The following is a 26434-nucleotide window of genomic DNA, read 5'->3' on the forward strand; positions in this document are numbered from 1 at the left end:
AAACCATAACAATGTTATTGTTAATGCTTAGTAGCTACTAATTTCATATTTTTTCAATAAAAGTTAAGCAAAGCTGAACGGATTCTTCCAGCGAGATATCGAGCTTAGAGACATAAAATGTGGTGACTAGGATTGCATCATGAAGATACTTAAAAGTGCTGTTTTGTCAGCAGTAGCAATAAGTTTAGCGGCCTGTAGCCATTATTCTCAGTCGTTAAATACAAGTAATAGCAAGGCTAATGTTAGTCAAATAAAGAAGGGTTCTGAAATGATTAATAGTGAAATACAGAGAAAGCACATTAAATTGGAAACTCATGACAATGTGCTCATTGCTCACTTAGATGGCGGTCCTTATCAGTTAATGGGACTAGATATGGCTGAAGAGTTATCTGAACTATTAGATGATCTTGAAAAAAAGCATACCTCTGTTGAGGCAGTAATTTTTACTGGGGATCATCCAGATTATTTTATTGCCCATGCTGATGTCCGTTGGTTGCAAGAAGGTGGAGCTAGTATTCCAAAGCTGGGGCTAAAAACTTCTTCTTTGGTTGCACGTACATCTAAAAGTATTCGAGGAGTTCCAGGCTTAGAGCAGTTAGCGGAACTTACCCCTTTAGATGGTGGTATGCAATTAGATAAATTGCATGAAACTTTTTTACGAATGAATAGAAGTGGTGTGATTTTTATCGCAGCATTAAATGGCTCTGCTCTGGGTTTGGGTAGCGAGTTTGCACAAGCCTGTGACATCAGAATTATGGTTGATGGCAATTATGTAATTGGCCAACCTGAAGTCTTACTGGGTATTAATCCAGGAGGTGGTGGGACTCAGCGATTAACGAGATTAGTGGGAACTCATCGAGCGTTAATGATGATGCTTGAAGGAAAACCTGTATCTCCAAAAGCTGCGTTAGAAATTGGCTATGTAGATGAAGTCGTGCCTAAAGATCAGTTGATAGATAAAGCTTTAGAGCGAGCAATTTATTTGAGTAAACGTCCTAAAACAGCACGAGCTGCAATTAAGCGTGCGGCATATTTTGGTGGGTCGGAAACATTAGAAGAAGGTCTGCATAGAGAGCGAACTGAATTTATTCATATATCCCCAACAGAGACAGCACAAAAGCTCATGAAAGGCTATCTAGAGCAAACCGATCAACGTAAAAAATTACCTTTCTATGATGCTGAAGTATTTCAAGAGACTTTAAAGCGTGGCTCACTTCCATTAGCGTCTGAAGGAAATAAAAAATGAATAAAAATCAAGTAAATATTTCTAAATATCAGGTTGTTAAAGAAGATATTCGTTTTGATTCAGGTGAAACTTATTGTTCTGCATGGCTATTTTTACCTAAAGGCGTAACAAAACCTCCTGTAGTTGTGCTTGGGCATGGCATTGGTGCAATCCGAGAAATGAGATTAGATGCTTTTGCAGAACGTTTCGCCCAAGCGGGTATTGCTGCTTTAGCCTTTACCTATCGATATCTTGGCGACAGTGGTGGTGAACCTCGTCAACTCATGTCTGTAAATCGCCAATTAGATGATTGGGAAGCAGCTTTAAAATTTGTAAAAAACTATCCGTCGCTTGATGGTGAGCGTGTAGGAATTTGGGGAAGTTCTTTCGGTGGAGGGCATGCAATTACTATTGCGAGCAGACATCCAGAACTTAAAGCTGCAATTGCACAATGTCCATTCACAGATGGTTTAGCTTCAGCGTCTGCACTAGGCTTAAAAGATACCTTAAAAGTAATTCCAGTCGTAGCCAAAGATTTATTTGCAAAACTATTTGGATTGCCGCCAGTCATGGTGCCAATTGCAGCTCCTCCGGGACAGCCCGCTCTTATGAACGCTCATGATGCCTTAGAGGGCTATCTAGCATTAATGCCAGAAGGCGTCGAATTCGTAAATTACTTAACCGCAAGAATTATTCCAGAAATTCTAAGATATCGACCTGGATTAGTCGCCTCTAAAATCCAGAGCCCAATACTCTTTTGTGTAAGTGATACCGATACAGTTACACCAGCAGGCCAAACTTTAAAACTCGTTAAACATGCTCCACGTGGGGTCATTAAACTTTATGAAGCAGGGCATTTTGATTTTTATACAGGTGAGGCTTTTGAGCAATTGGTTAACGATCAAACTCAATTCCTTAAGCAAAATTTCAATTAACTTGCTGTGATTTCATCTAGATTTGTAAAGGAACTACTATGCAATTTACTATGCTTTCTAAATTAAGGGCAGAGGAAGCCCCAAATGCTCACTGCATTTCTGACTCGAACATTTCTTTAACTAATTATGAGTTTCATAAAGCTGTTCTTCGAGCAGCTGGCACAATGGATAGCCAAGGTATTTGTGAGGGTGACGTTGTCGCACTTATGCTACCAAATCAAGTTGAATTTGTTGTTGCCATGTTTGCCGCATGGTATTTAGGGGCTGCTATAACTCCAATTAATCCTATGCTTACGCACAAAGAAGCAAATCATCAGTTAAAGGATTCAGGAGCAAAACTACTCATCAATTTAACAGGTGAGAAAATCGATAATAATGTCTCTTCAATAGCTGTAACTATGCTCAAGCATGGTGATGAGTTTCAACATGCTCCAGTTGTTAATCCTGAGGCATTGGCTTTATTAATATATACAAGTGGTACAACGGGTTTACCAAAAGGAGTCATGTTAGATCATTCTAATATTATAGCGATGACTGAAATGGGGCGTGAGGGATTACAAATATCTGAAAAAGACCACTGCCTTTTAATTTTGCCCTTATTCCACGTCAATGGAATTGTAGTAAGTATTCTTGTTCCTCTTGCTTCTGGTGGTCGTGTAACCATCCGTCAAAGATTTGATATAGAAACTTTCTTTTCTGATATAGAGCAATTACGCCCAACATATTTTTCAGCTGTACCTACCATTTATGCAATGTTATATGCCTTGCCTAATGAGGTTGTGCCAGACGTATCTAGTTTACGTTATGGCGTTTGTGGAGCTGCACCAGCTTCAGTTGACTTACTCGTTAATTTTGAAAAGCGATATGGTTTTCCAATAGTAGAGGCATATGGCTTATCGGAAGGTACATGTGGCTCTACATTAAATCCAGTGAATGGTATCAGAAAAGCTGGAACGGTAGGGCTGCCATTACCCGGTCAAAAAATAGCTATAGCTGATTTTAATGGAAAACATTTATCTGTAGGTGAAATCGGGGAAGTGTTGATTCAAGGTAAAAACGTTATGCGGGGTTATCTGAATAAACCAGAAGAAACAGCCAAAACGGTTGTAAATGGTTGGCTACACACAGGTGATATAGGTCGAATTGACGATGAGGGATATCTTTCAATCGTTGGGCGATTAAAAGAAATGATTATTCGTGGGGGCGAAAATATTTATCCAAAAGAAATTGAAGATACATTGCTCGAAGTATCCGAAGTTTTTGAAGCGGCTGTGATTGGTGTTTCTGATGAAAAATGGGGGGAAGTAGTTTGGGCATTTGTCTCCCTTAAGCCTAATACCCAATGTTCAATTGATCAAATAAATCAGTATTGTAAGCAGCATTTGACTCGTTATAAGCAACCAGAAAAAGTGATTGTTCTTCCGACTCTTCCTAAAAATGCAGTTGGTAAAATTGATAAACCTAAGCTTCGTGGGCTATATCAAGTTCAGGGAGCATAAAATGTCGAAATTACTAAAGATCGTCATGCATCTAAAAAATGGGTTGTCCAAAAGATAACAAGCTAGAGTGAGGAATTATTATGCGAAACACTTCTTCTGACAGCCCATTATTTGATTACGACTGGGTAGTTATAGGTTCTGGTTTTGGTGGTAGCGTTTCTGCCTTACGCTTAGCTGAAAAAGGCTATCGAGTTGCCGTATTAGAGCGTGGAAAACGCTATAAAGATGAGGACTTGCCTAAATCGACTTGGCAACTCAGTAAATTTTTATGGGTACCTTCAATTGGATGGAAAGGAATCATGCGAATGAAGATTTTTCGCCATGTTTTTTTTCCCAGTCAATCTGCTGTTGGTGGCGGTAGTACGGTTTATGGTGGAGTTCTCTATCGGGCTAGGCCAGAGTTCTTTAAAAATCCTCAGTGGAATCATCTTAGGGATGATTGGCAACAGGTCTTAACGCCATTTTACGATAAAGCCGAATATATGCTGGGCGTAGAGACTGTTGAGTTTGATTCTACAAATCAAAATATTGCAAAAGAAATGGCAGCTCGTTTTGGTTGTAGTGATGGATTTAAGCGTGCACCGACAGGTGTTTTTTTCGGTGAGCCAGGCAAAAAAGTGCCTGATCCTTATTTTGGAGGTGAAGGTCCAGAGCGTACAGGATGTATTCGCTGTGGCGCATGTATGGTTGGTTGTCGGGTCGGAGCAGTAAACTCATTAAGTAAAAATTATTTATGGTTTGCTGAAAAGAAAGGTGTTCAAATTTTTCCAGAACATCAAGTCACTGATATTAAACCTTTAAATGCATCAGATGGAAGTGATGGCTATCGCGTTACAGTTCAAACAAAAGGGTTGTTCTTTACTAAAAAAATTACGTTTTCGACTAAAGGTGTCGTGTTTGCAGGAGGCGCACTGGGAACCAATGAATTATTAGCCAATTGTAAATTGAATGGTTCACTACCGAATATCAGCAATAAATTGGGACAATTGGTGCGTACCAATAGTGAATCTGTGCTTAATGTAAGATTGCCCAAAGATCTAAAAACGTGGAATGACGTTACTGCAAGTAGCAGTGTACATATTGATCAAAACACACATATTGAGTTTTTGACCTATGGGCGACATGCGGACTTTATGAGTTTGATGTATACCGTTTTAGTGGGTAACGGAAATCGATTAACACGCCCACTCAAATGGTTGTGGCAAATTGTGCGGCATCCGGCACAATGGCTGAAAACAGTGTCACCTATTGGGTGGAGTCAGCACATGATTACGTTGTTGGTAATGCAATCTCTAGATAACTCAATCCAATTTTTACCTAAAAAGCGTTGGTTTGGTTCTGGATATAAATTAATTACTAAGCAGAATAGTGATAAGCCAAATCCAACATACATTGATATTGCAAATCAGGCTGCACAGTGGGTAGCTGATTATACAGGTGGTGTTGCGCAGAGTAATATTTTAGAAGCAATAGCTGATATCCCGACGACAGCACATGTTTTAGGTGGGGCTGTCATTGGAAAAGATGCTGCTCACGGTGTGATTGATCATAATTTACAAATATTTGGATATAAAAACTTATTGGTTTGTGACGGATCAGCAATGCCAGCAAATCCTGGGGTAAATCCAGCTTTAACAATTACTGCTTTAGCTGAATATGCAATGTCTAAAGTAATAGAACCCTAGAGATATCCAACCTTTAAGTCTTGAACTGATGATCAGTAATTTTAAGGGCTGTTTTGTGTATCAACACGAAGCAGTCCTTTTTTATTTCATTTAATTTTTACAAGAAATTCAAGTAAATAATAGTTAGTACTAAAAAGATAGTGACAAAGGGGGTTTATCAATATATAGTTAATATTAAATCGATACCTACTCTGTTTTTATCTTTTCTCTCTTTGAAAGATCACTCATAAAAACAGATGAATCAGATCAATGAATTAAATTTGAGGATCAGAGAAATGAATTTTTTATTAAATACAGTTGCTATGAGTTTGACGGCGATATCTATTTTTAGTGCTCCCTTAAGCCAGGCTGAGACTGTGGAATCACTCTCTTTTAGCACCCCCTTAACTAAGGCGAATGAAGTGTCAAAAAACAGTGTTATCAATCAGCAAGCCGGTCAAAATCCCCAACTCAATACAAATTGGACAAATGTCCCAACTCAATTTATTAGTGCAGGTGGCGTTAACTTCGCTTACCGAGAATATGGTCAACAAAATGGTGGAACACCTGTCATTTTTTTAAACCATTTAGCTGCTGTACTAGATAACTGGGATCCACGAATTATTGATGGAATTGCGGCTAAACATCATGTTGTTGTGTTTGATAATCGCGGCGTTGGTGCTTCGACTGGTGAACCAGCAAAGTCAATTGAACAAATGGCAGATGATGCGATTACTTTCATTCAAGCAAAAGGCTTTAAGCAGGTTGATTTATTTGGCTTTTCGATGGGCGGCATGATTTCACAAGAGATTGTGCTAAAACAGCCGAATTTGGTTAGAAAAATGATTTTATCGGGAACTGGCCCTGCGGGCGGTACTGGAATTAGTACAGTCGGGCGAGTTTCTAATTGGGATTTAGTTCGTGGAATGGTGACTGGTCAAGACCCTAAGGTTTATCTTTTCTTCACTCGTACAGAAAATGGTAAAGCTTCTGCAAAAGCCTTTATTCAACGTATTAATGAACGTACTGAAAACAGGGATAAAGAAATTACCATTTCTGCCTATCGTGCCCAGCTTAAAGCATTAAAAAAATGGGGAAGTAAAAAACCTGCTGACCTTTCTGTGATTCAACAACCTGTTCTTGTTGCCAACGGTGATCATGACCGAATGGTGCCAACAGTAAATACTTATGATTTAGCAAAGCGCTTACCGAATAGTTCACTTGTAATCTATCCAGATGCAGGTCATGGGGGAATATTTCAGTTTAATGAAGATTTTGTAAAACAATCACTTACATTCTTAGCTAAATAAGAACTTAAATTTAGGACTATGACCATGACAACAATTACACACCAAACAGCCGAGACCCAATTCATTGAAGTAGATGGAGCAAATTTTGCCTATCGTCGATGGGGTAATGCAAATACAGAGCAAGCACCGCTATTTTTTCTTCAGCATTTCCGAGGTGGTTTAGACAATTGGGATCCACTGATTACTGATGGTTTAGCGCAAGGGCGTGAAGTCATTTTGTTTAACGGTCGCGGGATTGCTTCATCTACTGGCCAGCCCCGTACTCGCATTGAAGATATGGCAGACGACGCGGCAGCAGTCATTCGTGCATTAGGTTTAAAGCAGGTTGACCTATTAGGCTTTTCACTGGGCGGGTTTCAGGCACAAGATTTAGTACGCCGCCATCCTGAACTCGTCAGAAAACTAATGCTTTTAGGTACGGGACCAAGAGGTGGCAAACCACGTGGAGATGATCCAGAAGTTGCCGCTTTGGTATTGAAGCATGCAACAACTGCTGTGCCTTCTGAAGAAGACTTCCTCTTTTTATTTTTTGGCCGATCTGAAGCTGCTATTCAGGCAGGGCATGAATTTTGGCAACGTCGCCATGAGCGTAAAAACCAAGATCCAGCAAGTTCAGTTGAAGTCATGCAGGCACAGATAGAAGCCAATATGCATTTTTTACCTAAACTTGATGAACAAGATCCTTTTGCACATTTACGTGAGATTAAACAACCTACTTTCATTTTAAATGGTGTCGATGATGTGATGATTCCGACCATCAATGCATATCACATGGCACTTAACATTCCAAATGCTCAGCTATTTATTTATCCCGATGCAGGACATGGTGCCCAATTTCAGTATCCTGAACGCTTCGTAAAACATGCAATCCAGTTTTTAGATGAATAATGCCCATGAGTTCCGTCCATTCAATTTGATGAATCAAGAAGATAAAAATGATGAAATTTAAATTATTGCTGTGGATGCTGACCAAGCTCATGCAGCGTGCTGTAAAAAAGAACCCGAAATGCGCAGCTTATGTGAAAGATAAAAATGTCATCTTTCAGATTCAAACAGCAAGTGGTGAAGGCCGCTATTTCGAAGTGAAAAATGGCAAGATTAACTCTTATTCAGGGCTAACCAAGTCACCAAGTTTTACCTTTACGTTTAAAACGGGTAGCAAAGGGTTTGCCGTGTTGTCAGCGAAAGACAGTGTAAACACTTTTTTAACTGCACTTAAAACACAAGACCTTGTCATTACCGGAAATTTTGTGGATGTGATGTGGTTTCAAAGTTTAGTGGACTTTATTCAACCCCATTCAAAACCCTCTTTAACTGTGTGAGATAAGCCATGACTCATCTGCAATTAAAAACGAATCTTTTGAATCAGCCTTTAACTTTACCGAATGGTGTCATCATTCCAAACCGCTTAGCGAAGGCCGCAACCAGTGAAACTTTAGCCAGCTATTCAAATAATCCAAACGAAAAACATGTTCGGCTATATCAGCGTTGGGCCGCATCAGGGATTGGGATGATCATAACTGGCAATATTATGATTGACCGCAAAGCCTTAGGTGAGGTTGGCAATGTGGTGGTTGAGGATGAGCGTGATTTTGCAATTTTACAGAAATGGGCAAAAACCGTGACCGAACAAGGTTCTCAATTATGGGCACAGTTAAATCATCCGGGAAAACAATCACCGAAAGGATTAAATGTACGTAACATTTCTGCATCGGCAGTGCCATTTGGTGCAGAAATGCAGTCTTTATTTGCAACACCGGATGAAGCAACACATGAAGAGATTCTAGAAATTATTCAGCGTTTTGGGCGTAGTGCTGCGATATGTAAAAAGGCTGGATTTAGTGGAGTTGAGATTCACGCTGCGCATGGTTATCTGATTAACCAGTTTTTGTCACCTTTGCACAATTTAAGAAATGATGAGTGGGGTGGTACACCAGAAAAACGTCGCCGTTTCTTAATGGAAGTTTATACAGAGATCCGAAAACAAGTCGGTAAAGAGTTTCCTATTGCGATTAAGCTTAACTCGGCAGACTTTCAAAAAGGCGGGTTTACCGAGCAAGACTCCTTAGAAACTATTCAGGCTTTAGCGAATGCAGGCATTGACCTGATTGAAATATCGGGTGGCACCTACGAATCTGGAGTAGCCAAAGCTCCACAAAAAGCATCGACAATTGCACGCGAAGCTTTCTTTATTGATTTCGCCGAAAAAGTGAGAACACTCGTAAAAACGCCGTTGATGGTAACAGGTGGATTCCGAACTGTAGAAGGTATGGATCAAGCTTTGCAGTCACATGCATGTGATGTTATTGGAATTGCAAGACTTATGGCAATTGAACCTGATGTACCCAAATCTTTACTGGCAGGAAAAAATGGTTTTCAGTCAGTGCAACCCATCAAAACTGGCATCAAAAAAATTGATAGTCTCGGGATTATGGAAGTACTTTGGTATACCCAACAACTCAAACGGATTGGTAAAGGTAAAGAGCCGAAACCTAAAGAAAGTGGCTTATGGGCATTTATTAAATCAGTTTTACTCAGTGGTTGGGGAACTTATGCCACCCAACGTAGCCGAGCAAAATAACCCATTTACTTTACATCAGGCCAATAAAAAGCACTCCAATTGAGTGCTTTTATATTTAAATCATTCATTACTTTTGACTGATCGGGCGAGTACCAATTTCGGCTCCCGTCACTTGGTCAATTACAATAGGTTTGATTTCAGTGCCTCGTTCTGCATCAATGAAAGTTACCATTTTCTCAGGTTGCTCAAAGGGTTTATATTTTCGACCCCATGCACCAATCACAAATAAAGCTGGTAAAAAATCTTTACCTGCTTGAGTTAATACATACTCTTCACGTGGTGGGTGTTCAGAATATTGTCTTTTTTCAAGTAAGCCTTCTTCTACTAAAACAGATAACCGTTTTGTTAGCATGGTTGGTGCAATACCTAAGCTTTTACGGAACTGATCAAAACGAGTGAAACCCGCATGAGCATCTCGTAATATCAACATGCTCCACGCATCACCTAGTACAGAAAGGCTTCTGGCGATTGGGCAGACTTCTAGATTGCTATTTTTACTCATATCGAATTAATAAACTCAATAGTAACTACTAAAATAATACTAACACAAAGTAGCGAATTAAGCGAGTTTGAATGCTAAATATACAATAATAACTCTATGTCCCGAGTCAATTTTGAACTATGTCTGCACTAGGCTGACTTTCTAATAACTTGGATAAATTATTTTCAAGCCAAGTAGTTAAATCAAAAAGTCGTTCGGAAGCCTCGCGTCCAAAGTCTGTTAATTGATAATCTACACGAGGTGGTATTTCTGCATAATCCTGACGTACGATAAAACCATCGTGCTCAAGCGTTTTTAAGGTTTGTGCCAACATCTTTTCACTAATGCCATCAATAATTTTCTTTAACTCATTAAAACGCAGACGTTGATCTCGAAGTGCAACTAAAATCAAGACACTCCAACGGCTCGTGAGAGTTAATAAAATTTTTCGAGAGGGACAATCTGCTGCAAAAACGTATCCTTTCATCGCGTACCACCTTCATTACAAAAGTTTACATTTGTTTCTAAACTTACTTTTAGGTAAGTACTTACTTTTAGTAAGTTAAGGTACTACGATGATTGGAATATATCAACTACATCAGATGGAGATCATCATGCGTATTGCAGTTACTGGTGCATCAGGTCAACTCGGCCAATTGGTTATTTCTCAATTACTCGAACGGACTGACGCAAAAAATATTGTCGCATTAGTTCGCAATCCAGAAAAAGCATCAGATTTAAGCTCAAAAGGGATCGAAGTGCGTGCTTTTGATTATGGCCATGACGCAGATAAACTTTCGGTTCAATTGGCTGGTATTGATAAGCTTTTATTAATCTCATCGAGTGAAGTTGGTCAACGTACAGTACAACACCAAAATGTGATTAATGCGGCAAAACTTGCAGACGTAAAATTTATTATTTACACGAGTTTATTAAATGCAGATACATCACCACTTCTATTAGCACAAGAACATGTTGAAACTGAACAATATTTAAAAAAATCGGATATCCCATATACGCTATTACGTAATAACTGGTACAGCGAAAACTATGCAATGGGGCTTGCACAAGCAGTTGAGCATGGCAAAATTTTGGGGGCAACGCATCACGGCAAAATTGCTTCTGCTTCACGCTTAGACTATGCGACTGCTGCCGCTGTGGTATTAACGCAAGACGGGCATGAAAATAAAGTTTATGAACTAGCAGGCGATGCGAGTTATACCCTTGACGATGTTGCAAAATGGGCAAGTGAAATTAGCAAAAAAGAAGTCATTTACCAAGACCTACCAGAAGAGGAATATAAAGCGCTCTTGATACAATTGGGCATACCAGAAGGGTTTGCTGGCATCTTGGCAGATTCAGATGAAGGCGTATCTAAAGGTGGTTTGTATAGTGATAGCAAAGATCTGCACCAGTTAATTGGTCGTGCCACTACAAGTATGCAAGAGACGATTAAAGAATTCTTATCTTAAGTTAACGCTATAGTTCTTATCTAAAAGCAAAAGGCTTAAATTGTTCGGATTTAGGCCTTTTGTATATTTTAATAAATAGGTTTCCCATCATTAATATGCAAAGTAAGTTGACCCGATCAGATTTTTTCCTGATGTATAGCGCAACTTTGATTGAACTGCTGTTACTGCTTCTTCTATCATTTCTACTTCTGTTTATTTTTACTTAAGTTTTTCCTTAAATATGTAATTAAATGAAAAACAATAATTAATTAAATAATTTCTATCCAATTTCACATTGACACCTTAATTTTTGAAGATTACCATTTGCGGGCTGGCCTACATTGCCAGTCGGTTTTGACGGACCGATGATCGACCACATCAGATTATTCCTTTCTGAGGGATAGTTTTATGTGCGCACACCTCGTTCCCTCCCGTAGCGGTAGGACGGGAGTGGGACACCTTCGGGTGTGCTGGATGTCGAACCCAGTCCGTCAACCCGCTTCCGTTCTGCCACCATAATTTATAATGTTTCGGCAGAACTCCCAAAAGAAGGAGTTGGCCCATGCACATTCATAAATTATTGGCAGTCACTGTCAAAATCAAAATCTATCTCGACACAACTTAAATCAATTTAAAGCAGTTTGATGAGCTATAGGCTTATCGGACTTTAAATCATTACGTCTAAAACTTAGCAACAATAAAACTTGAGATGTGCCATGCACAGTCTTTACGGCTTTGCTGTGCCTTTTTTCTCTCAAAAAGTATCTCTTTTGAAACAACAAGAATTTATAACGGTAAAACGATGCCAACTTTAGAAAGATCTTCCAAAAAATTACATGTTATTCATACTGCAATAGAGCTGTTCAATCTCTATGGATTTCACAATACGGGCGTGGACTTGATTGCCAAAGAATCCAAAATTCCTAAAGCCACTTTTTACAACTACTTTCACTCAAAAGAGCAGCTTATTGAAAGGTGTGTATCTTTTCAAAAAAGCCGCCTGAAAGAAGAAGTGCTGGCAATTATTTACTCAAGCTGTTACCGAACCTCAAGCGATAAACTCAAAGAGATTATTGTTTTACATGTCAATTTTAATAGTCTGTACTATCTATTACTTAAAGCTATTTTTGAAATTAAAAAGATTTACTCTCAGGCCTACCAAATGGCAATTGAATATAGAAAATGGTTACTTCGAGAACTTTTTGATCTGGTTTTTAGTTTAGAGAACAACACACTAAAACCCGATGCCAATATGGTTTTAAACTTAATTGATGGTTTGATGTTCCAGATTTTAAGCTCAAATCGTTTGGATGAAAGGGATGTGGTGGTGGGGAGGTTTTTTGGTGGGATGGCTCATTAGTAACTTGAAGTTTTTTGCTGTTATAATTTTCAAATGGTGGAATACGCTAAAATAATTAGATTTAGTTTAATGCGCTGACTCAAGAATTATGTCATCTTCGAATAGCAATTATTTATAGAGAATTAGATGGAAGAATTAATTTCTGCTACAGCAACAATACATGGTGCTCAGATTCAGGCTAATTATACACTTTGGGCAGCTGTCATTGGGGGAATAATTAGTGGCTTAGCTTTAATAATTTCAATAAAACTTACAGCAGATTCTACTTTAAAAGCGCATAAAATTGATAAATTAGCTGAGGCAAAAAGAGATGTTTATCTGGATTTAGTCCGTAAGTGGCAAAACTTTATGATGGCAGTTTTTTCTTTCATTAGCGCAAATAAGGAAGTTTACGAAGAAAATTTTAGTTTAGCTTTAACCGAGTTAATTGCCTCTTTACATGAGGCCAGTTTTATTTCTGATCCGTTGACTAAAGAAAAAGTATTAGATTTTACAATGCAATTAATTGAAGATTTATTCAAGATTAAACGCTATGGTACAGAGTTCTATGAGTTTGAAGGAAATGAACCTGAAAGACTGAGAATACAGATTGAGGTAATGGATTTTATGCGTGACTATGGAATTAAAGCTTTAGACTTGCAAAGAGAACTAAGGATTGAAATAGGATTAAAAGAGGATGAAATAGTAAATCAACGAATACTTAAAAAACAGAAAGAATTTTATGAGAATGTAAGAATAAAATTAAAATTTTTTTTGGAAAACAAGAATGAAGGAACTAAAGAAACTTAAATTTTTGTTAGAAGAAGTTCTAAGTTTTAAATTAAGCAGCGCAGTTATTTTAAAAGATTTTTTATTAACTATAAAAATATGATTAAAAGTAACTATAGGTAAAATATGATAAAAAAATATTTAGTAAGTGGGCTATTTGTTTTAACTCTTGGTGTGACTGTCTATGCAAATGATGAAGTACCGCGTGTCCAAATTTCTAAATCAGGACCAAAAAATCTAACAGCAGAAGCACGTATAAAACTTTATAAAAATGGTTCGTTTGACGTAGTTCTTACAAAGAGTAGTGGTGATCTGGAGCAAGATGAAAAAATTTTAAAAGCGATAAGAGCTACAAATTTTAAGATATTTCAAGAAAAGCTGAATCTTAGATATAAGAATCTGGATTATCCAGTTTACTTCAGTCAACCATTTATAATTACACCTTCCACAGACAAAGTTAAAAATGAAGAATAACCATTCTTTATTTTTTATTAAGAACTTTACTTTGTACATGGGAAATTTTAGGTTGGCATGATACTGGGAAAAGTATAAGTAAATTGCACTTTTGGCATTAGAGAAAGCCTATCAAAGATGTGGTTTTTATATTACACATCGCTTAAAAAATATACAGAAACCTCGCTAAAACGAGTTGGAATGCTACAAACGCGAATGATACTTTAAGTTTCACTCTTCCCAATAAGTGAGGTGAGCAATGAAATTGTTAGCTTTGTTCAGTATGGGAGTTGCAGCAAGTTATTGGTATAAAACTATAAAAGATAGCAAGCTAACTCTTCTGAAACCTAATTTTGATGAAATAGTAAAAAACTTTGTATTAGCAGAATTTAACACCTAATACATACCGCTAATTTTAATTAAATAAAAGCTCATCGGAAGGTGAGCTTTTTTGTTTTATAGATTTCAAATTTTCTTTTAATAATAAAAAACACTCTAATGCACTTGTTTATTTAGTTGTTCTAAACTAACAATGCAGTAAAACAGGAGTGTTAAAGTATGAAATCAATAAGTGAGTACATTCCTAATGAGGAGCAAGAAGAGGAATCGTTGATTACTGCAAAAATTGATTCAGAAATTGGAAAATTAAGGAAAAGAAGGGATGAACATTTACTATCCTATATTGATGAGGAGAAAAATATTAAGTATAAAATTCAAATAGAAAGTTCAACCAAGAGTTGATATTCGATTAATAAAGCTTATCTATCCTAACCAATACGACTAAAAATTCCTGACCGTTTACACTAAATAAAGCTTCGCAAAATATCCTTATTTTGGGGGGATTTTTTCTATATGTGTTAAGCTGATCTTCATAAATTTATGGATTATTACAATGTTCATTTGTATTGGCGGTGATTTAGATGGTGAAGTTGTATATGACCGTGAAGGTACTTACTTTGAAGCCAGTGAAATAGATGTAAGTAAACAATCAACATACAACCGCCAGAGTTACTTAGTGGGCGAAAATATATATCGTTTTTGGCTTTGTGCAGAATTATCTTATTTTGAAATTACAAAAATAGCGAATGATCACTTGGCGCAAAAACATCCCTATCTTTCATAATTCAGATATTAAAAAATAAGCCTGCCAATTATGGTGGGCTTAATCTATCTAGGCGGAGTCGGCTAAATACTGGTTAAGTAAAAACAATTAAAAAAGCCCCTCATATCTGAGAGACTAGTCATATCAATTTTCTGGAATGAATGGCTGTAATTTCTTAAATAACTAAACAAATCAAATTGATAAAAGTAGTTAATAGTATAATAAATCAGTGCACTAATTTATTCTTTATAGTAGCAGAGCCTCAAAACAACGTCCAAAGCACTGTTAATAAGAAATTATTTGTTATTAGGATCAGGTTGTTCATTATTCTCAGGCAGATCTTTTACTGTGCCTGGAACTTCTGAAGGTTGAGTTTCAGTAGGTGGTGTTGCAGGATGCTTGTTCATTTGAGATTTGATGATATTAGCGTGGTTAGTTGTATTTTGAGAAAAACTTTTAAAACCTGACATTTTTATCTTCTTATCTTCATTAGGGAGAGTTGATAGTACACTTTAAAGGCCTTTACATTGCGGTAGTTTTAAGACTCATGTGTGTTGATTTGTCCAAGAAAGGATCTTTATGTCGACAACTTATTTCATAAATAAAATCAATTATATATAACCTGTTGAGTCTTATCCTTTAAATTTTGAAATTGCCTTATCCAACTTTCAAGTAGGGGTACACAAAGTAAACATATATAATTTTTTTCCACGTTTTGGATTGATAGTTTTTTAAAAATTAATTCAATCTAGTTGCCTACAAAATATTCATAGTATAAAAATATCGTTGGGCATAATATGTATGATTAAATTGGAGCATATTAATGCTAAAAGAAATTACAATTATTGATTTCCAAGGTAAAGAAAAAAGAGCGCACGCAAACTATACAGAAGTAGATACTAATAAAATCGGTCATTCTTCTAGAGTTCAGAGACCCAAAGTTGAATATATTTTGTTAAAAGGTGAATGTATTTACCCTACTTTAAATTTGGTTTTCAACAGTTCCGATGGCAACAGCTATTATATAGAGTAAACATGATATGTCAGACAATTCAACAAAATGGCTTTGTGTGGGTGGTGTTCTAAGTGGTGAGTGGAGAGAGCAGCAATTAGAAGCATTTGATGTTGATCCTAATGATTTAAATACTCATAGTTATGAAGCAATGAAACTCATTAATCCTGTTACCAAGACAGAACAGCATTTCTATGTATATACCGAGTTACAAGAACACGCATATGACAGGGCAATAAATTTTGCCTTATCCAAAAATCAATAAGAACAAGAGAGCACTTAGGTGCTCTTTTTTTTAATAAATAGTCGTTGTATTTAAATCATAGATTTTATAAGTCTAGTATTAGCAGAATTTAAAGCCAATACATACCGTTAATTTTAATTAAATAAAAAGCTCATCGGAAGGTGGGCTTTTTTTTAATTTATAAATTTCCATAGAAAATTCACTTATGTTGTATATTTTTCAATCAATTAAAATAAATTAAGTAAAATTAATATATTGTTTTATAATGCTTTTTGTCGGAAAATTTTACCAAAAGTTAAAAAAATCTTTATTTTAAATGAAGAGGTTAATGGAAACCTCTTAAATAAAATAAAGGAAATAAAATGGATATTTTAAAATTAATAGGCGGAAATCTGCTCGCCGTGGCTTTTGTAACGGGAACTCAAACAGCACATGCAGAATTTAAACGGTTTTCTGTATCTGCTGGGTGGTTGCATGTCATGCCACAAGGTAAAGCAAATCCATTCAACATCAATACTGCTGTAGCAAATGGAACCACTGCCAAAGTCGGAACTATTTCTACTTCAGCATTTATGAAATCAATAGACCCTAATGCAACATTATCAACTGGGGAAAATGCCAAAGAAGTTCTCGATATGGTATTTAGTCATCCAGTCGATGAAAACGGCAATCAACAACAATCGGTTGGTCAGCTATTAGGGCTTGTAGATGAAAATGACATGGTTTCGCCAGATATCACTGGTACAGCAACCATTAAAGGATTAGAACAATGGGAAGGTAAAGGTACAGGGCTTGAAGCAGAAGATGTAGACACTCTGGGTTTAATGTTTAATTACTATGTGAATGAGAACGTGTCTTTACAGTTAATTGGTGGGATTCCTCCAAAAGTTGATATTAAGGGGAAAGGAGAAATTAACGCGCCGTTATCTGGTTTTGCAAATCCTGAAGGATTAGCTGCTTTGGTTATCGGGGATAAACTTGATTTATTACAAGACATTCCAATCACTAATCTGGGTAATAAATCGAAAGCTGCTACGGTGCGTGCATGGACTCCAGCATTAGAGGCTCAATATCAGTTTGGTAAGGCAGGAGTAAATAAATTGCGCCCATATATTGGTGCCGGAATTATGTATTCACGCTTTTCTAACATTAAGTTAAACGACCAAATTAATTCTGACTTAATTGCTGCGGGGCATATGATTCAGAATGTTCTAGATAATAATGCTGGCGCTGCATTAGATGGTAAAACTTCAAGTGCAAATCCATATGTTTGGGTTAAAGCAACTGATGCGATTGCCCCAATTGTGAGTCTAGGCGCTACTTATGACATCACGCCAAATTGGTATGCTGTTGGTTCAGTGTCCTATGCAAAGTTAAATAACCGCGCAAATATTGATGTGATTGATAGCAAAACAGGTAAGCAGTTAATTCATGCCTCAACCAAAGTTGATATTGATCCCTTAATTACATATCTAGGTGTGGGTTATCGTTTTTAATATCCTCATTTAAATATTAATCTATCATTTAGGAAAATTTACGATTTAACCTGTCGTATTTTCTGTGCATAGAAAGCCCTGCCAAACATCAATTATTGGTGGGGTTTTTCTTTTTTAACGTATGATATGTTGGTATCAATTATTCTATCCCTAAACGACCACTTTATACTTATAAAGTTGATATAGTTGGCGAGAAGGCTGATGGGGTAGTTAAAATTGATATGAGGAAAGATCAAAAACAGCTTAAATATCTTTATACAATTAAAATTACGGATGAAAATCCTCATGGTTTTCGTATAAGAATAGGAATACATTGATTCATCATATCTTGCTGTTGTTTTAATCTAAAAGCAGCTATTTTCCTGATACAGCTATTGCTGTTTCTAGCACATTATCGATCATGATGTTGAGTTCATCATTACTCAAATGACTAAATTGTCCGTCAATAATTAAATAGCTTAGACCATGAACCATGCCCCAAGCTAATCTTGCCATCGTTTGGCTTTGTTCAGTATCGACAGAGGTTTGAAATGCTGTTGCCGCTGCATATAGCATTCCTGTATAGAATAAATCTGTCATAGATTTTAATTTTTCATCATCTTGAGCAACAGCAAACTGGCTATACATCAGTCTAAATAAAGATGGGTTTTTAATAGCAAAATATATGTATTCTTTACCTGAGTTTAAAAAACCGGCTTTGGGGTTGGTTGCATTATGAATAGCATGCGCTTGAGCTTCTATTAATTGTTCAAAACCATATATGGCTAAAGCGGTCAGTAGTTCTTCTTTATTTGCAAAATGCCTGTAAACCGCATTTGGGGATACTCCAATCATGCGGGTCAATTCTCGCATACTAAAATCAACACCCTGACTAGACTCTAATAATTGTAAGCCATTAATAAGTAAAGCTTCTCTCAAATTACCATGGTGATAGCTAGAAGTTGGATTTATGCCCGATGTTGACACTATAAACATCCTCGTGTAATTTTAATTAAGTATACAGTGTATACATTCGTTGATACATACTGGAATTATACAAAAAATTAATCAACAGGTAGGATGTAATCGAATGAACAGGACAAGTATCCGTAATGAAATTGTTAACAATAAGCTGGTTTCTTCCGTAGTAGGGAAGTTTCTGAGTTTCCATCAAAGCCGAGTTCCCTATAGCCCAGATAATCCTTTTCTTGTAGGTCCCTTTGCACCAGTTACTAAAGAGGTTTTTTCAAGTGATTTGGTTGTGCATGGAGAAATACCATCTTCATTAAATGGCATTTTTTTAAGAATGGGTCCAAATCCATTAGAAGTTGAAAACCCTGCAAACTATAATTGGTTTATGGGCGATGGGATGGTACATGGCCTAAGGTTAAAAGATGGTCAAGCATTATGGTATAAAAATCGATATGTAGGGACGCATCACATACATAAAAAATTAGGGCGAGAGAAAATAAAAGGTGAGCCTCGAGGTCCAGTTGATGTCGCAAATACGAATATTATTGGTCATGCAGGAAAGATCTGGACAATAACAGAATCAGGGCCGTTTCCAGTCGCTTTAGATCATGAATTAAATAGCCTTAAATATGGTTTATTCAACAGTAAAGATAATTATCCTTTTACAGCTCATCCTCATGTAGACCCAGATACGGGAGAGTTACATGCGATTTGCTATGATGCTTTACTGCCAATGCAAGTCTATTATCAGGTGATTGATCAATCGGGCCAAGTTAAGAAGCGGGTCAGTATCCCTGTTAAGCATGGGCCAATGATGCATGATTGCGGTATGACAAAAACTAAAATGCTAGTTCTGGATTTCCCTGTAACTTTTTCAATCGAGAGAATGTTACAAGGGATGCAATTGCCCTATTCATGGAATGAAAAGCACCCTGCGCGAATAGGTGTCTTACCAAAAAATGGTGATGCACAGGATATAAAATGGTTTGATGTAGATCCATGTATTATTTTTCATTCATTTAATGCATATGATCTTGAAAATGGCGATATCATTTTTGATGCTTGTGTTCACACCAAGACCTTTACTGACTCTATTCAGGGGCCAGTAGATAAGCAGCTTATCCAGTTTGAAAGATGGACTCTGCAATTTGGTACTCAAACTCTAAAACGGGAAGTAATTTCAAAAATTCCTCAAGAATTTCCTCGTCTAGATGAACGTTTTGTTGGGAAACCTTATCGTTTTGCTTATTCAATTTCTGTTGGAAATGAAGGTGAGCCAGTAGATAATATTAATTTAAAAGCAAATAATTTATTGGTCCATGATTTACTCAAAGGTGAATCCTATAAGCATTCATATGGTGATGATTATTTCACTGGCGAAGTGATTTTTTTACCAAAACACTCTGAGAGTGAAGAAGGTGATGGTTGGTTAATTTCGTATATCCATGCTTTAGACGGAATAAAGCCAAGTAAAGTCGTAATACTCGACTCCAAAAAAATTGGGCAAGACCTCCAAGCTACTATTGATTTACCTGTAAGGGTGCCTTTGGGTTTTCATGCAAATTGGGTAGATATTTAAAAAGATAGTTTAATGTGCATTCTGCTAAAAGAATGCACATTTTATATAATTAGAAAAATATTATGCTTTTGATATTTATAGATAATATTTACAAGTTTTTAGCATAATAGACTGAAAGATATGAATTTTATATGATTGAGTAAAGAAAAACCGAAGGTCACTTGAGAGATTAAATTAAAATATAAGAAATATGGTAAAGTTAAAAACCTAATTCAATACATTAAAATTGATATCAAGCTATTGTAGGAAAAACATGGTTAAAATTAAACCTCACCCAGCAACAAGCGGAAATGCATCGGCTGATCGCCTTTTAACTTTGTTAACTGCTTTTAGAATAGGTGATAAATCTTTAACCCTAGCAGAACTCGCTGAACGAACAGAATTAAATAAAGCAACCATCATGCGCTTAATTGTTTCGCTAGAAGATTTTGGTTTTGTTAACCGTCTTTCAGATGGCAGATATACGCTTGCCAGCGAAGTCATGCGTTTAAATACAATTTATCAAGATGCTTTAGACTTAGAAAGACATGTTGTGCCTTGTTTACAGCAACTTGTAGATGAAATTGGCGAAACAGCTTCTTTTTACGTTAAGCATGGGGCATATCGTCTTTGCCAATATCGAATAAACTCTACCCATCGATTGCGCGTTCATATTCAGCCGGGTGAAGTTCGGCCAATGGATGGTGCGGCAGGTGCTCAAGCATTACGGTCAACACACGAACAAGTTTTATCAAGAACTGATCCTTTTTATTCAACTGGTGTAACGGAGCCACATGCTGCTTCAATGGCATTGCCTGTGTTTGATGCTCAAAATGATGTGGTTGGCGCATTGGTTGTTTCAGGTCCATCAAGCCGCTTTACTTCGGAAATTGCAAAATCTGTGGGTGATTTCTTCTTTAAAATTGCAGATGACTTGACCAAAAGTTTGGGTGGTAAGAGTATTCGTAATTAATCTTAATATTTTAAATATAAAAAGGGCTAATGATTTAGCCCTTTTTTTATTCGTGTTATTTACGAAGTGCTTTGTGGTTGGTTAAACAAAACGGCTTTCTTTCTAGACATAATGAAAACCATAATAGCCGATACGAGATTTAAGGCTGCAAGTGGAAGTAGGGCTATAGCATGGCTTCCTGTTGCATCATGGATTGCACCATAGATATTCACCATCATGCCGCCACCAATCAGGTTAGCGCATGCGCCAATTGCTGCTAGTCCAGCCGCCGTTGTAGTCGGTGACATCCATGAGGATGCTAAAGCCCAGAATGGACCTTTCACAGAATAAGCACCAATTAAAACGATACTGAGTAAAAAGATTGTGCCAATAAGTGAAGACGTGAACAAAGCAATTAATAAACCAATTGAGATCATTAATAGAGCGATTGCTGTATGCCAAAGGCGTTCATTTTTACGATCTGAGCTACGACCCCAAAGAATCATGGCAATAGAAGCTAAGCCATAAGGAATCGCATTTACTAAACCGATTTCTACATTACTCAAACCGAATGATTTAATTAATTGAGGTGCCCAAACACTCATTGTACTTCCAGCAGCAGAAGCACCAGAATAAATAATGATCATAGCCCAAATATATTTATTCTTTAGAAGTTGCCATAGTGAAATATGACCAATCGGAGTTTTTTGTTGGCGTTCAAATTGTAGTCTTTCAACTAACCAAGCTTTTTGTTCGCTATTGAGCCATTTTGCCTGTTCTGGTCGATCTGTGAGTACAAATAGGCAAGCGATACCCAGTAAAATCGCAGGAATACCTTCTAAAATAAATAGCCAATGCCATCCGCGCATGCCCATCAAACCATCTAGGGATAGTAAAAAACCAGATAATGGTGAACCTAGAAAGTTTGCCCCCGGAATTGCCACCATAAATATAGCAATCATTCGGCCTCTATAATTGGCGGGCAACCAATAGGTTAGATATAAAATCACACCAGGGAAAAAACCAGCTTCGGCAGCGCCTAGCAAAAAGCGCATAATATATAACGATGTGGAGCTTTCAACGAATGCTGTTGCAGCTGAAATTACCCCCCAAGTCACCATAATTCGGGCAATCCATACTTTTGCTCCAAATTTTTGCATGGCGAGGTTGCTGGGTACTTCAAATAGAAAATATGCAAAGAAAAATAAGCTACTGGCAAAACCAAAGGCAGTAGCTGTTAATCCAAGGTCTTCATTCATTTGTAATGAAGCCATACCAATATTGCCACGGTCAATAATAGCAATCACATAACAAAGCGTTAAAAAAGGCAGCAATCGCCACGCCACCTTGCGCATTGTTTCACGTTCAATCGCACTCGCTTGAGAATATTCTGTAGACATAAAAAAATCCTTTTTTATATTCAATATTTTAATTGTTCTCGCATCTAAAAGCTTAGAAACAATTGAGTTCCATGATTAGCTATTGAGTAACTTCCAGTTAGCGATAGCTCGTGGGTTTAATAGTTGACCATCCCAAATACTCACAATCTGTTCGAGTGCTAAGAGACCAACGCGATTACGTGAATCTGTTGTGTTTGCTCCTATGTGAGGAGTCACAACCAAGTTAGGTAATTCCCATAATGGATTATCTTTTTCAGGTGGCTCTGAAGAAAAAGTATCTAAACCTGCACCAGCAATTTTATTATTTTTTAGTGCATCAACTAATGCAGCTTGATCAATTAATTCACCACGTGCTGTATTAATTAAGATGCTTGAGCGTTTCATCTTTTCAAATTGGGCATGAGAAAATAAGTGTCTATTCTCTGCTGTGAGTGGACAGTGTAGGCTAATAATGTCACTGGTTTCTAAGAGTTTTTCAAAGTCATGCTCTTGTTCTACATAATCAAGCTCTGGCAGATTTTGTAGAAACGGATCATATACTTTTACTTTCATGTTTAAGGGAGCGACTAACTTCATGAGAATGCTACCGATTGCCCCTAAACCAATTAAGCCCAGCGTTTTTCCATATAACTCCACACCATTTGCACTTGCTTTGTCCCAATGACCTTCTCTGATTCGTTGGTCTAACCACGTGACTTGTCGAGCAACATTAAACATAAGTGCAAAAGCGTGTTCGGCAACAGACTGTGCATTTGCGCCTACGGCAATAGTGACAGGAATTTTTCGTTCAGCGGCAGCCTGAGTGTCGATTGTGTCAAATCCAACACCATGTTTTGCAATCACTTTTAAATTATCTGAAGCAAAAATCATATCCCTAGAAAGTTTGCCTGTTCGCACAATAATTGCATCAGGTTGTTCATCATGGATGAGTTTTTCCATTTCATCTTTTGGCATGTAGGGTTCAGTTGGAATCAACTGAATATCATGGGATTGAGCATACAGTAACGCATCTGAAGTTAATGTTGGCCCCGTGATAAGAACTTTACGTTTCATTTTGACTTGCACTCCATTTTAGTATTTTGAGCAAAATACGTCCTTAATAATCCATATTATTAAAACTTCATTTCAAAAAAATAGTCAATAGTAAAAACTAAATTTAAAAATTGAGTAAATTTTAGTTTAAATTTAATTAAAAATGAAATGACATTTCAAAAAAATGCTGTCATATTAATTTGCACAAGAAAACTGATGTAAGGGAAAAGTTATGGCAATTGGTTTTAGAGTGCTAAAAAACGACAGAAAAGTTGAGCAAAAATGGATTGAGCAATATCGAAATCTACCAGTCGCTAATGTCAGTGACTCAATGAATCGAATGACTTCAGGCGGGGCTCAATTAAGACCAATGCATAAAAAGGGATATCTTTGTGGACCTGCCATTACAGTTAAGGCGCGTCCGGGTGACAACTTGATGTTGCACTACGCTATTGATATTGCCCAAGCGGGAGATGTCATCGTGGTTGATGCGGGTGGCGATCTAACCAATGCATTAATTGGAGAGATGATGGTTGCTTATGCCATTAAGAAAGGTATAGCCGGCATTGTTATTAATGGTGCGATTCGTGATTCGGTTGTAATTGGAGAGGGAGATTTTCCACTTTTTGCAGCAGGAGTTTCACATCGAGGGCCTTATAAAGACGGACCGGGGGAAATTAATGTTCCTATCGCAATCAATGGAATGGTAATTGAACCGGGAGACTTGATTTTAGGGGATGAAGATGGACTTTTAAGCGTGCCGTATGCAGAAGTAGAAGAAGTTTATCTGAAGGCAAGTGCCAAACATGCCGCTGAACAAAAGCAATTAGATCAAATCGCCGTAGGTGAAAATGACCGTAGCTGGGTGATCAACAGCTTAAAACAAAAAGGATGTGAATTACCCGAATAAGGTCATTCAAAAATATTCGAGCAGGAGCGGAACTAGCGAAGTCAATGGTTGAGCTTCGTTAGGCTCTCAAAAGTTAACTCAATAATTATTAGGTCGCTAATTGAAAAATAGGAAATTTCAATTTGGTCTAGATAATTTCGTCTAAAGGAAAAGGACATGAAATATAAAGGGATTATTTATTTATCGTTATTAATGAGTATTACATTGCAGCAAGCCCAAGCTGAAAGCGAAGATAACTCAGCGCTAAATGAAAAAATAAGTAAATTACAAGCACAAATAGATTACTTGATGGAGCAGCAAAATTTAAATAAAAATAATGGATTGAATAAAGCACCTGATTTGATTCGAAACAAAACATCAAACACCGAAACGCCTATTACAGCTGACCAAACTAAAATTAAATTTTATGGAAATATACGGGTTGATGCCGCATATGATTTTGAAGGCTCAACGCGTTCAATTGCGAATAAAACAGGGTCAATACCATTAGACAATTCAAACTCAACCAGTAAATCATTAAATGTTTCTGCTGCGACTTCCCGTGTAGGTGTTGATATTGTCAAACCGACCTCAAAAGGAGATTTGATTGGAAAGCTAGAAGCCGATTTCATGGGAAGTGGCGGAGATAACGGTAATGGTTCGGTTCGGGTTAGACATGCGTATATTTCACTAGGAAATTGGTTGATTGGTCAAACCACTTCACCTTTTGTGAATAGTGATACAGCTCCAAGTTTGGTTGATTTTACAGGCGCGATGGGTACAGGAACTCAGCGTAATATCCAAATCCGTTATCAGCACGTTGTTGATGCCAAACAAAAATTATTAGTCGCTTTGGAAGGCGGTGATGTTGAAAATAAAAATGTAGAAGGCGGCAGCCGTTTTCCTGCATTAACCATGCGATATGAATTTAAGAATCCAGATTTTTTGGTTCAATTGCATGGCATGCTTCATGAAAATCGAGCAGTTTCTGACTCGAATGAAGAGCAAACTAAACTTGCTTGGGGTGCTGGATTAGGCACAAAGTATAAGCTTTCTGAAAATGACTCAGTTGTGTTTAATTACTATCACATCGCTGGCGATAACCGTTACATGCTTTATTCAAAAGATAATGATGCTTTCTACTTTGATCAAAATCGGATGTATTTAAGTGAATTTGATTCTGTTGAGTTAGGGTATATGCGTAAATGGAATGAAAATTTACGTTCTTCTTTGTCCGCTGGTAGCCTTGTCTATAAAGATTCAAATTTTTCAGAAAATAATCCTGATCAAAATAAAAGGCTAATCAATGCAAGCGTCAATTTATTTTGGACGCCTGTAGAGAAAATCGATCTTGGTGTTGAATACACCTATGGTAAGAGAGAAACTTTTTCAGATTTAGAAGGAAAATTATCTCGAATCAACTTATTAGGTCGATACAATTTTTAATGTAATCACAGCCACTTTAATATCGAAAGTGGCTTTCTTTTATCTGATTAGGACTAATATTGTGGAACAAATTAATTATGCGAATGCAAGATCACAATTTTCAAAAGTCATGGAAAGAGTGCTGTTAGGTTACGCCGTAAAAATTACACTAAAAGAGAAAGACTCTGTAGTTCTAATCAGTGAAAAGGCATATCTTGAATATAAAAATGCGATGTTTGAGCTTAATAAATTAAAAAACAAAGATTTTTAACTCCCCACGATCCGCTTCTCAAGCATCTCCATAAAAGTTTTTAAAATAATATTGTGGTTTTTGCCTTTCTTCTATCGCCATTTACTTTTTTTAAGCTATGAAAGCTAGTGTGATTTTAGAAATTATTAAAATTAAGATCAAATTAGTGTGCTTACTGACTATAGTCTTGGTAAGGTAAATTATATCGATTAATAAAATTATTATTATGAATTTTTATAGATTTTATTATTTTTTGTGGTAAATTTTTTTGCGCTACAAACAGGTTTTACAAAAATGAAGAATATATTTACTTTTACTAAAGTTGGCTAAAAACTCTTCCACAGAGGATTTACTTAAATGAAGATTTTAAAAGCTACTGCAGTTGAAAATAGACAA

The 26434-nt window shown here is 36.9% G+C and carries 29 protein-coding genes and 2 pseudogenes; 24 read left to right on the forward strand and 7 right to left on the reverse strand.

What is annotated here, in order from left to right:
* Nucleotides 1–139 precede the first annotated feature (139 nt).
* The 8 genes from AOLE_RS09000 (at nt 140) to AOLE_RS09035 (ending at nt 9214) form a co-directional block, all read left to right on the forward strand.
* Nucleotides 140–1246 (forward strand): enoyl-CoA hydratase/isomerase family protein, encoded by a 1107-nt coding sequence (locus tag AOLE_RS09000; RefSeq protein ID WP_013197757.1) that lies wholly within the window; start codon nt 140–142, stop codon nt 1244–1246.
* Nucleotides 1243–2160 carry an alpha/beta hydrolase gene (locus AOLE_RS09005; protein ID WP_013197758.1) on the forward strand — a complete coding sequence of 306 codons (918 nt, stop codon included), beginning with the start codon at nt 1243–1245 and terminating at the stop codon, nt 2158–2160. Before AOLE_RS09000 ends, AOLE_RS09005 begins: the two co-directional genes overlap by 4 nt.
* A gap of 38 nt (nt 2161–2198) precedes the next feature.
* Complete coding sequence (locus AOLE_RS09010; RefSeq protein WP_013197759.1) at nt 2199–3659, forward strand: class I adenylate-forming enzyme family protein; 1461 nt, start codon at nt 2199–2201, stop codon at nt 3657–3659.
* Nucleotides 3660–3739: 80 nt separating this feature from the next.
* Nucleotides 3740–5344, forward strand: a complete 1605-nt coding sequence (locus AOLE_RS09015; protein WP_013197760.1) for a GMC oxidoreductase — start codon at nt 3740–3742, stop codon at nt 5342–5344.
* Between the two features lie 275 nt (nt 5345–5619).
* On the forward strand, nt 5620–6633 hold the full coding sequence (locus AOLE_RS09020) for an alpha/beta fold hydrolase (protein ID WP_013197761.1): 1014 nt from the start codon (nt 5620–5622) through the stop codon (nt 6631–6633).
* Nucleotides 6634–6657: 24 nt separating this feature from the next.
* A complete protein-coding gene (locus tag AOLE_RS09025) occupies nt 6658–7521 on the forward strand; it encodes an alpha/beta fold hydrolase (RefSeq protein WP_013197762.1) in 864 nt (287 codons plus the stop codon).
* 47 nt (nt 7522–7568) lie between these two features.
* On the forward strand, nt 7569–7955 hold the full coding sequence (locus AOLE_RS09030) for a hypothetical protein (protein ID WP_004642957.1): 387 nt from the start codon (nt 7569–7571) through the stop codon (nt 7953–7955).
* A gap of 8 nt (nt 7956–7963) precedes the next feature.
* Nucleotides 7964–9214, forward strand: a complete 1251-nt coding sequence (locus AOLE_RS09035; protein ID WP_013197764.1) for an NADH:flavin oxidoreductase/NADH oxidase family protein — start codon at nt 7964–7966, stop codon at nt 9212–9214.
* A gap of 67 nt (nt 9215–9281) precedes the next feature.
* On the opposite strand, the gene AOLE_RS09040 is transcribed toward AOLE_RS09035, so the two are convergent.
* The gene (locus AOLE_RS09040; protein WP_023274226.1) at nt 9282–9716 is read right to left on the reverse strand and encodes a winged helix-turn-helix transcriptional regulator; all 435 of its coding nucleotides are present in this window, start codon (nt 9714–9716) and stop codon (nt 9282–9284) included.
* 106 nt (nt 9717–9822) lie between these two features.
* Nucleotides 9823–10182, reverse strand: a complete 360-nt coding sequence (locus AOLE_RS09045) for a winged helix-turn-helix transcriptional regulator (RefSeq protein ID WP_003651924.1) — start codon at nt 10180–10182, stop codon at nt 9823–9825.
* 127 nt (nt 10183–10309) lie between these two features.
* Between AOLE_RS09045 and AOLE_RS09050 the strand changes: the two genes are divergently transcribed.
* From AOLE_RS09050 to AOLE_RS09080, 7 genes are all read left to right on the forward strand, one after another.
* A complete protein-coding gene (locus AOLE_RS09050) occupies nt 10310–11167 on the forward strand; it encodes an SDR family oxidoreductase (RefSeq protein WP_013197766.1) in 858 nt (285 codons plus the stop codon).
* 781 nt (nt 11168–11948) lie between these two features.
* Nucleotides 11949–12506, forward strand: a complete 558-nt coding sequence (locus AOLE_RS09060; protein ID WP_013197769.1) for a TetR/AcrR family transcriptional regulator — start codon at nt 11949–11951, stop codon at nt 12504–12506.
* A 126-nt stretch (nt 12507–12632) separates the two neighbouring features.
* Nucleotides 12633–13295, forward strand: coding sequence for a hypothetical protein (locus tag AOLE_RS09065; RefSeq protein ID WP_013197770.1), 663 nt, complete (start codon nt 12633–12635; stop codon nt 13293–13295).
* A 105-nt stretch (nt 13296–13400) separates the two neighbouring features.
* Entirely contained in the window at nt 13401–13748 is a 348-nt protein-coding gene (locus tag AOLE_RS09070) for a TonB C-terminal domain-containing protein (protein ID WP_013197771.1), read from the forward strand.
* A 238-nt stretch (nt 13749–13986) separates the two neighbouring features.
* On the forward strand, nt 13987–14127 hold the full coding sequence (locus tag AOLE_RS19815) for a hypothetical protein (protein WP_013197772.1): 141 nt from the start codon (nt 13987–13989) through the stop codon (nt 14125–14127).
* Between the two features lie 158 nt (nt 14128–14285).
* Nucleotides 14286–14468, forward strand: coding sequence for a hypothetical protein (locus tag AOLE_RS09075; RefSeq protein ID WP_013197773.1), 183 nt, complete (start codon nt 14286–14288; stop codon nt 14466–14468).
* Between the two features lie 151 nt (nt 14469–14619).
* A complete protein-coding gene (locus AOLE_RS09080) occupies nt 14620–14850 on the forward strand; it encodes a hypothetical protein (protein ID WP_013197774.1) in 231 nt (76 codons plus the stop codon).
* 275 nt (nt 14851–15125) lie between these two features.
* Here the strand turns inward: AOLE_RS09080 and AOLE_RS20490 are convergent, their stop codons facing one another.
* Entirely contained in the window at nt 15126–15299 is a 174-nt protein-coding gene (locus AOLE_RS20490; protein ID WP_005305641.1) for a hypothetical protein, read from the reverse strand.
* A gap of 353 nt (nt 15300–15652) precedes the next feature.
* Here AOLE_RS20490 and AOLE_RS09085 point away from each other — a divergent pair, with 353 nt between their 5' ends.
* The 4 genes and pseudogenes from AOLE_RS09085 to AOLE_RS19820 all read left to right on the forward strand — a co-directional run.
* The gene (locus tag AOLE_RS09085; protein ID WP_005305637.1) at nt 15653–15862 is read left to right on the forward strand and encodes a hypothetical protein; all 210 of its coding nucleotides are present in this window, start codon (nt 15653–15655) and stop codon (nt 15860–15862) included.
* A 7-nt stretch (nt 15863–15869) separates the two neighbouring features.
* The gene (locus tag AOLE_RS09090) at nt 15870–16106 is read left to right on the forward strand and encodes a hypothetical protein (protein ID WP_013197775.1); all 237 of its coding nucleotides are present in this window, start codon (nt 15870–15872) and stop codon (nt 16104–16106) included.
* A 341-nt stretch (nt 16107–16447) separates the two neighbouring features.
* On the forward strand, nt 16448–17581 hold the full coding sequence (locus AOLE_RS09095) for an OmpW/AlkL family protein (protein ID WP_013197776.1): 1134 nt from the start codon (nt 16448–16450) through the stop codon (nt 17579–17581).
* A 137-nt stretch (nt 17582–17718) separates the two neighbouring features.
* Nucleotides 17719–17898 (forward strand): annotated as a pseudogene (locus AOLE_RS19820) (hypothetical protein); the annotation flags it as partial.
* Nucleotides 17899–17935: 37 nt separating this feature from the next.
* Here AOLE_RS19820 and AOLE_RS09100 read toward each other — a convergent pair.
* Nucleotides 17936–18547: a TetR/AcrR family transcriptional regulator gene (locus AOLE_RS09100; protein ID WP_013197777.1), complete on the reverse strand. Its 612-nt coding sequence runs from the start codon at nt 18545–18547 to the stop codon at nt 17936–17938.
* A gap of 103 nt (nt 18548–18650) precedes the next feature.
* Between AOLE_RS09100 and AOLE_RS09105 the strand changes: the two genes are divergently transcribed.
* Entirely contained in the window at nt 18651–20111 is a 1461-nt protein-coding gene (locus tag AOLE_RS09105) for a carotenoid oxygenase family protein (protein ID WP_013197778.1), read from the forward strand.
* Between the two features lie 253 nt (nt 20112–20364).
* Nucleotides 20365–21063 carry an IclR family transcriptional regulator gene (locus AOLE_RS09110; RefSeq protein WP_013197779.1) on the forward strand — a complete coding sequence of 233 codons (699 nt, stop codon included), beginning with the start codon at nt 20365–20367 and terminating at the stop codon, nt 21061–21063.
* Between the two features lie 59 nt (nt 21064–21122).
* On the opposite strand, the gene AOLE_RS09115 is transcribed toward AOLE_RS09110, so the two are convergent.
* Both AOLE_RS09115 and AOLE_RS09120 read right to left on the reverse strand, forming a co-directional pair.
* On the reverse strand, nt 21123–22442 hold the full coding sequence (locus tag AOLE_RS09115) for an MFS transporter (protein ID WP_013197780.1): 1320 nt from the start codon (nt 22440–22442) through the stop codon (nt 21123–21125).
* Between the two features lie 75 nt (nt 22443–22517).
* Complete coding sequence (locus AOLE_RS09120) at nt 22518–23507, reverse strand: hydroxyacid dehydrogenase (RefSeq protein WP_081399142.1); 990 nt, start codon at nt 23505–23507, stop codon at nt 22518–22520.
* Nucleotides 23508–23706: 199 nt separating this feature from the next.
* Here AOLE_RS09120 and AOLE_RS09125 point away from each other — a divergent pair, with 199 nt between their 5' ends.
* The 3 genes from AOLE_RS09125 (at nt 23707) to AOLE_RS09135 (ending at nt 26059) form a co-directional block, all read left to right on the forward strand.
* On the forward strand, nt 23707–24384 hold the full coding sequence (locus tag AOLE_RS09125) for an RraA family protein (protein ID WP_013197782.1): 678 nt from the start codon (nt 23707–23709) through the stop codon (nt 24382–24384).
* Nucleotides 24385–24540: 156 nt separating this feature from the next.
* Nucleotides 24541–25809, forward strand: a complete 1269-nt coding sequence (locus tag AOLE_RS09130; protein WP_013197783.1) for a DcaP family trimeric outer membrane transporter — start codon at nt 24541–24543, stop codon at nt 25807–25809.
* A gap of 61 nt (nt 25810–25870) precedes the next feature.
* Nucleotides 25871–26059 carry a type II toxin-antitoxin system Phd/YefM family antitoxin gene (locus AOLE_RS09135; RefSeq protein ID WP_013197784.1) on the forward strand — a complete coding sequence of 63 codons (189 nt, stop codon included), beginning with the start codon at nt 25871–25873 and terminating at the stop codon, nt 26057–26059.
* Here AOLE_RS09135 and AOLE_RS20895 read toward each other — a convergent pair.
* Nucleotides 26056–26127: pseudogene (locus AOLE_RS20895) on the reverse strand (hypothetical protein); the annotation flags it as partial. The gene AOLE_RS09135 and the pseudogene AOLE_RS20895 overlap by 4 nt on opposite strands.
* Nucleotides 26128–26434 lie beyond the last annotated feature (307 nt).

It is taken from the genome of Acinetobacter oleivorans DR1, assembly GCF_000196795.1.
In the GTDB taxonomy this organism is placed as follows: Bacteria; Pseudomonadota; Gammaproteobacteria; order Pseudomonadales; family Moraxellaceae; genus Acinetobacter; species Acinetobacter oleivorans.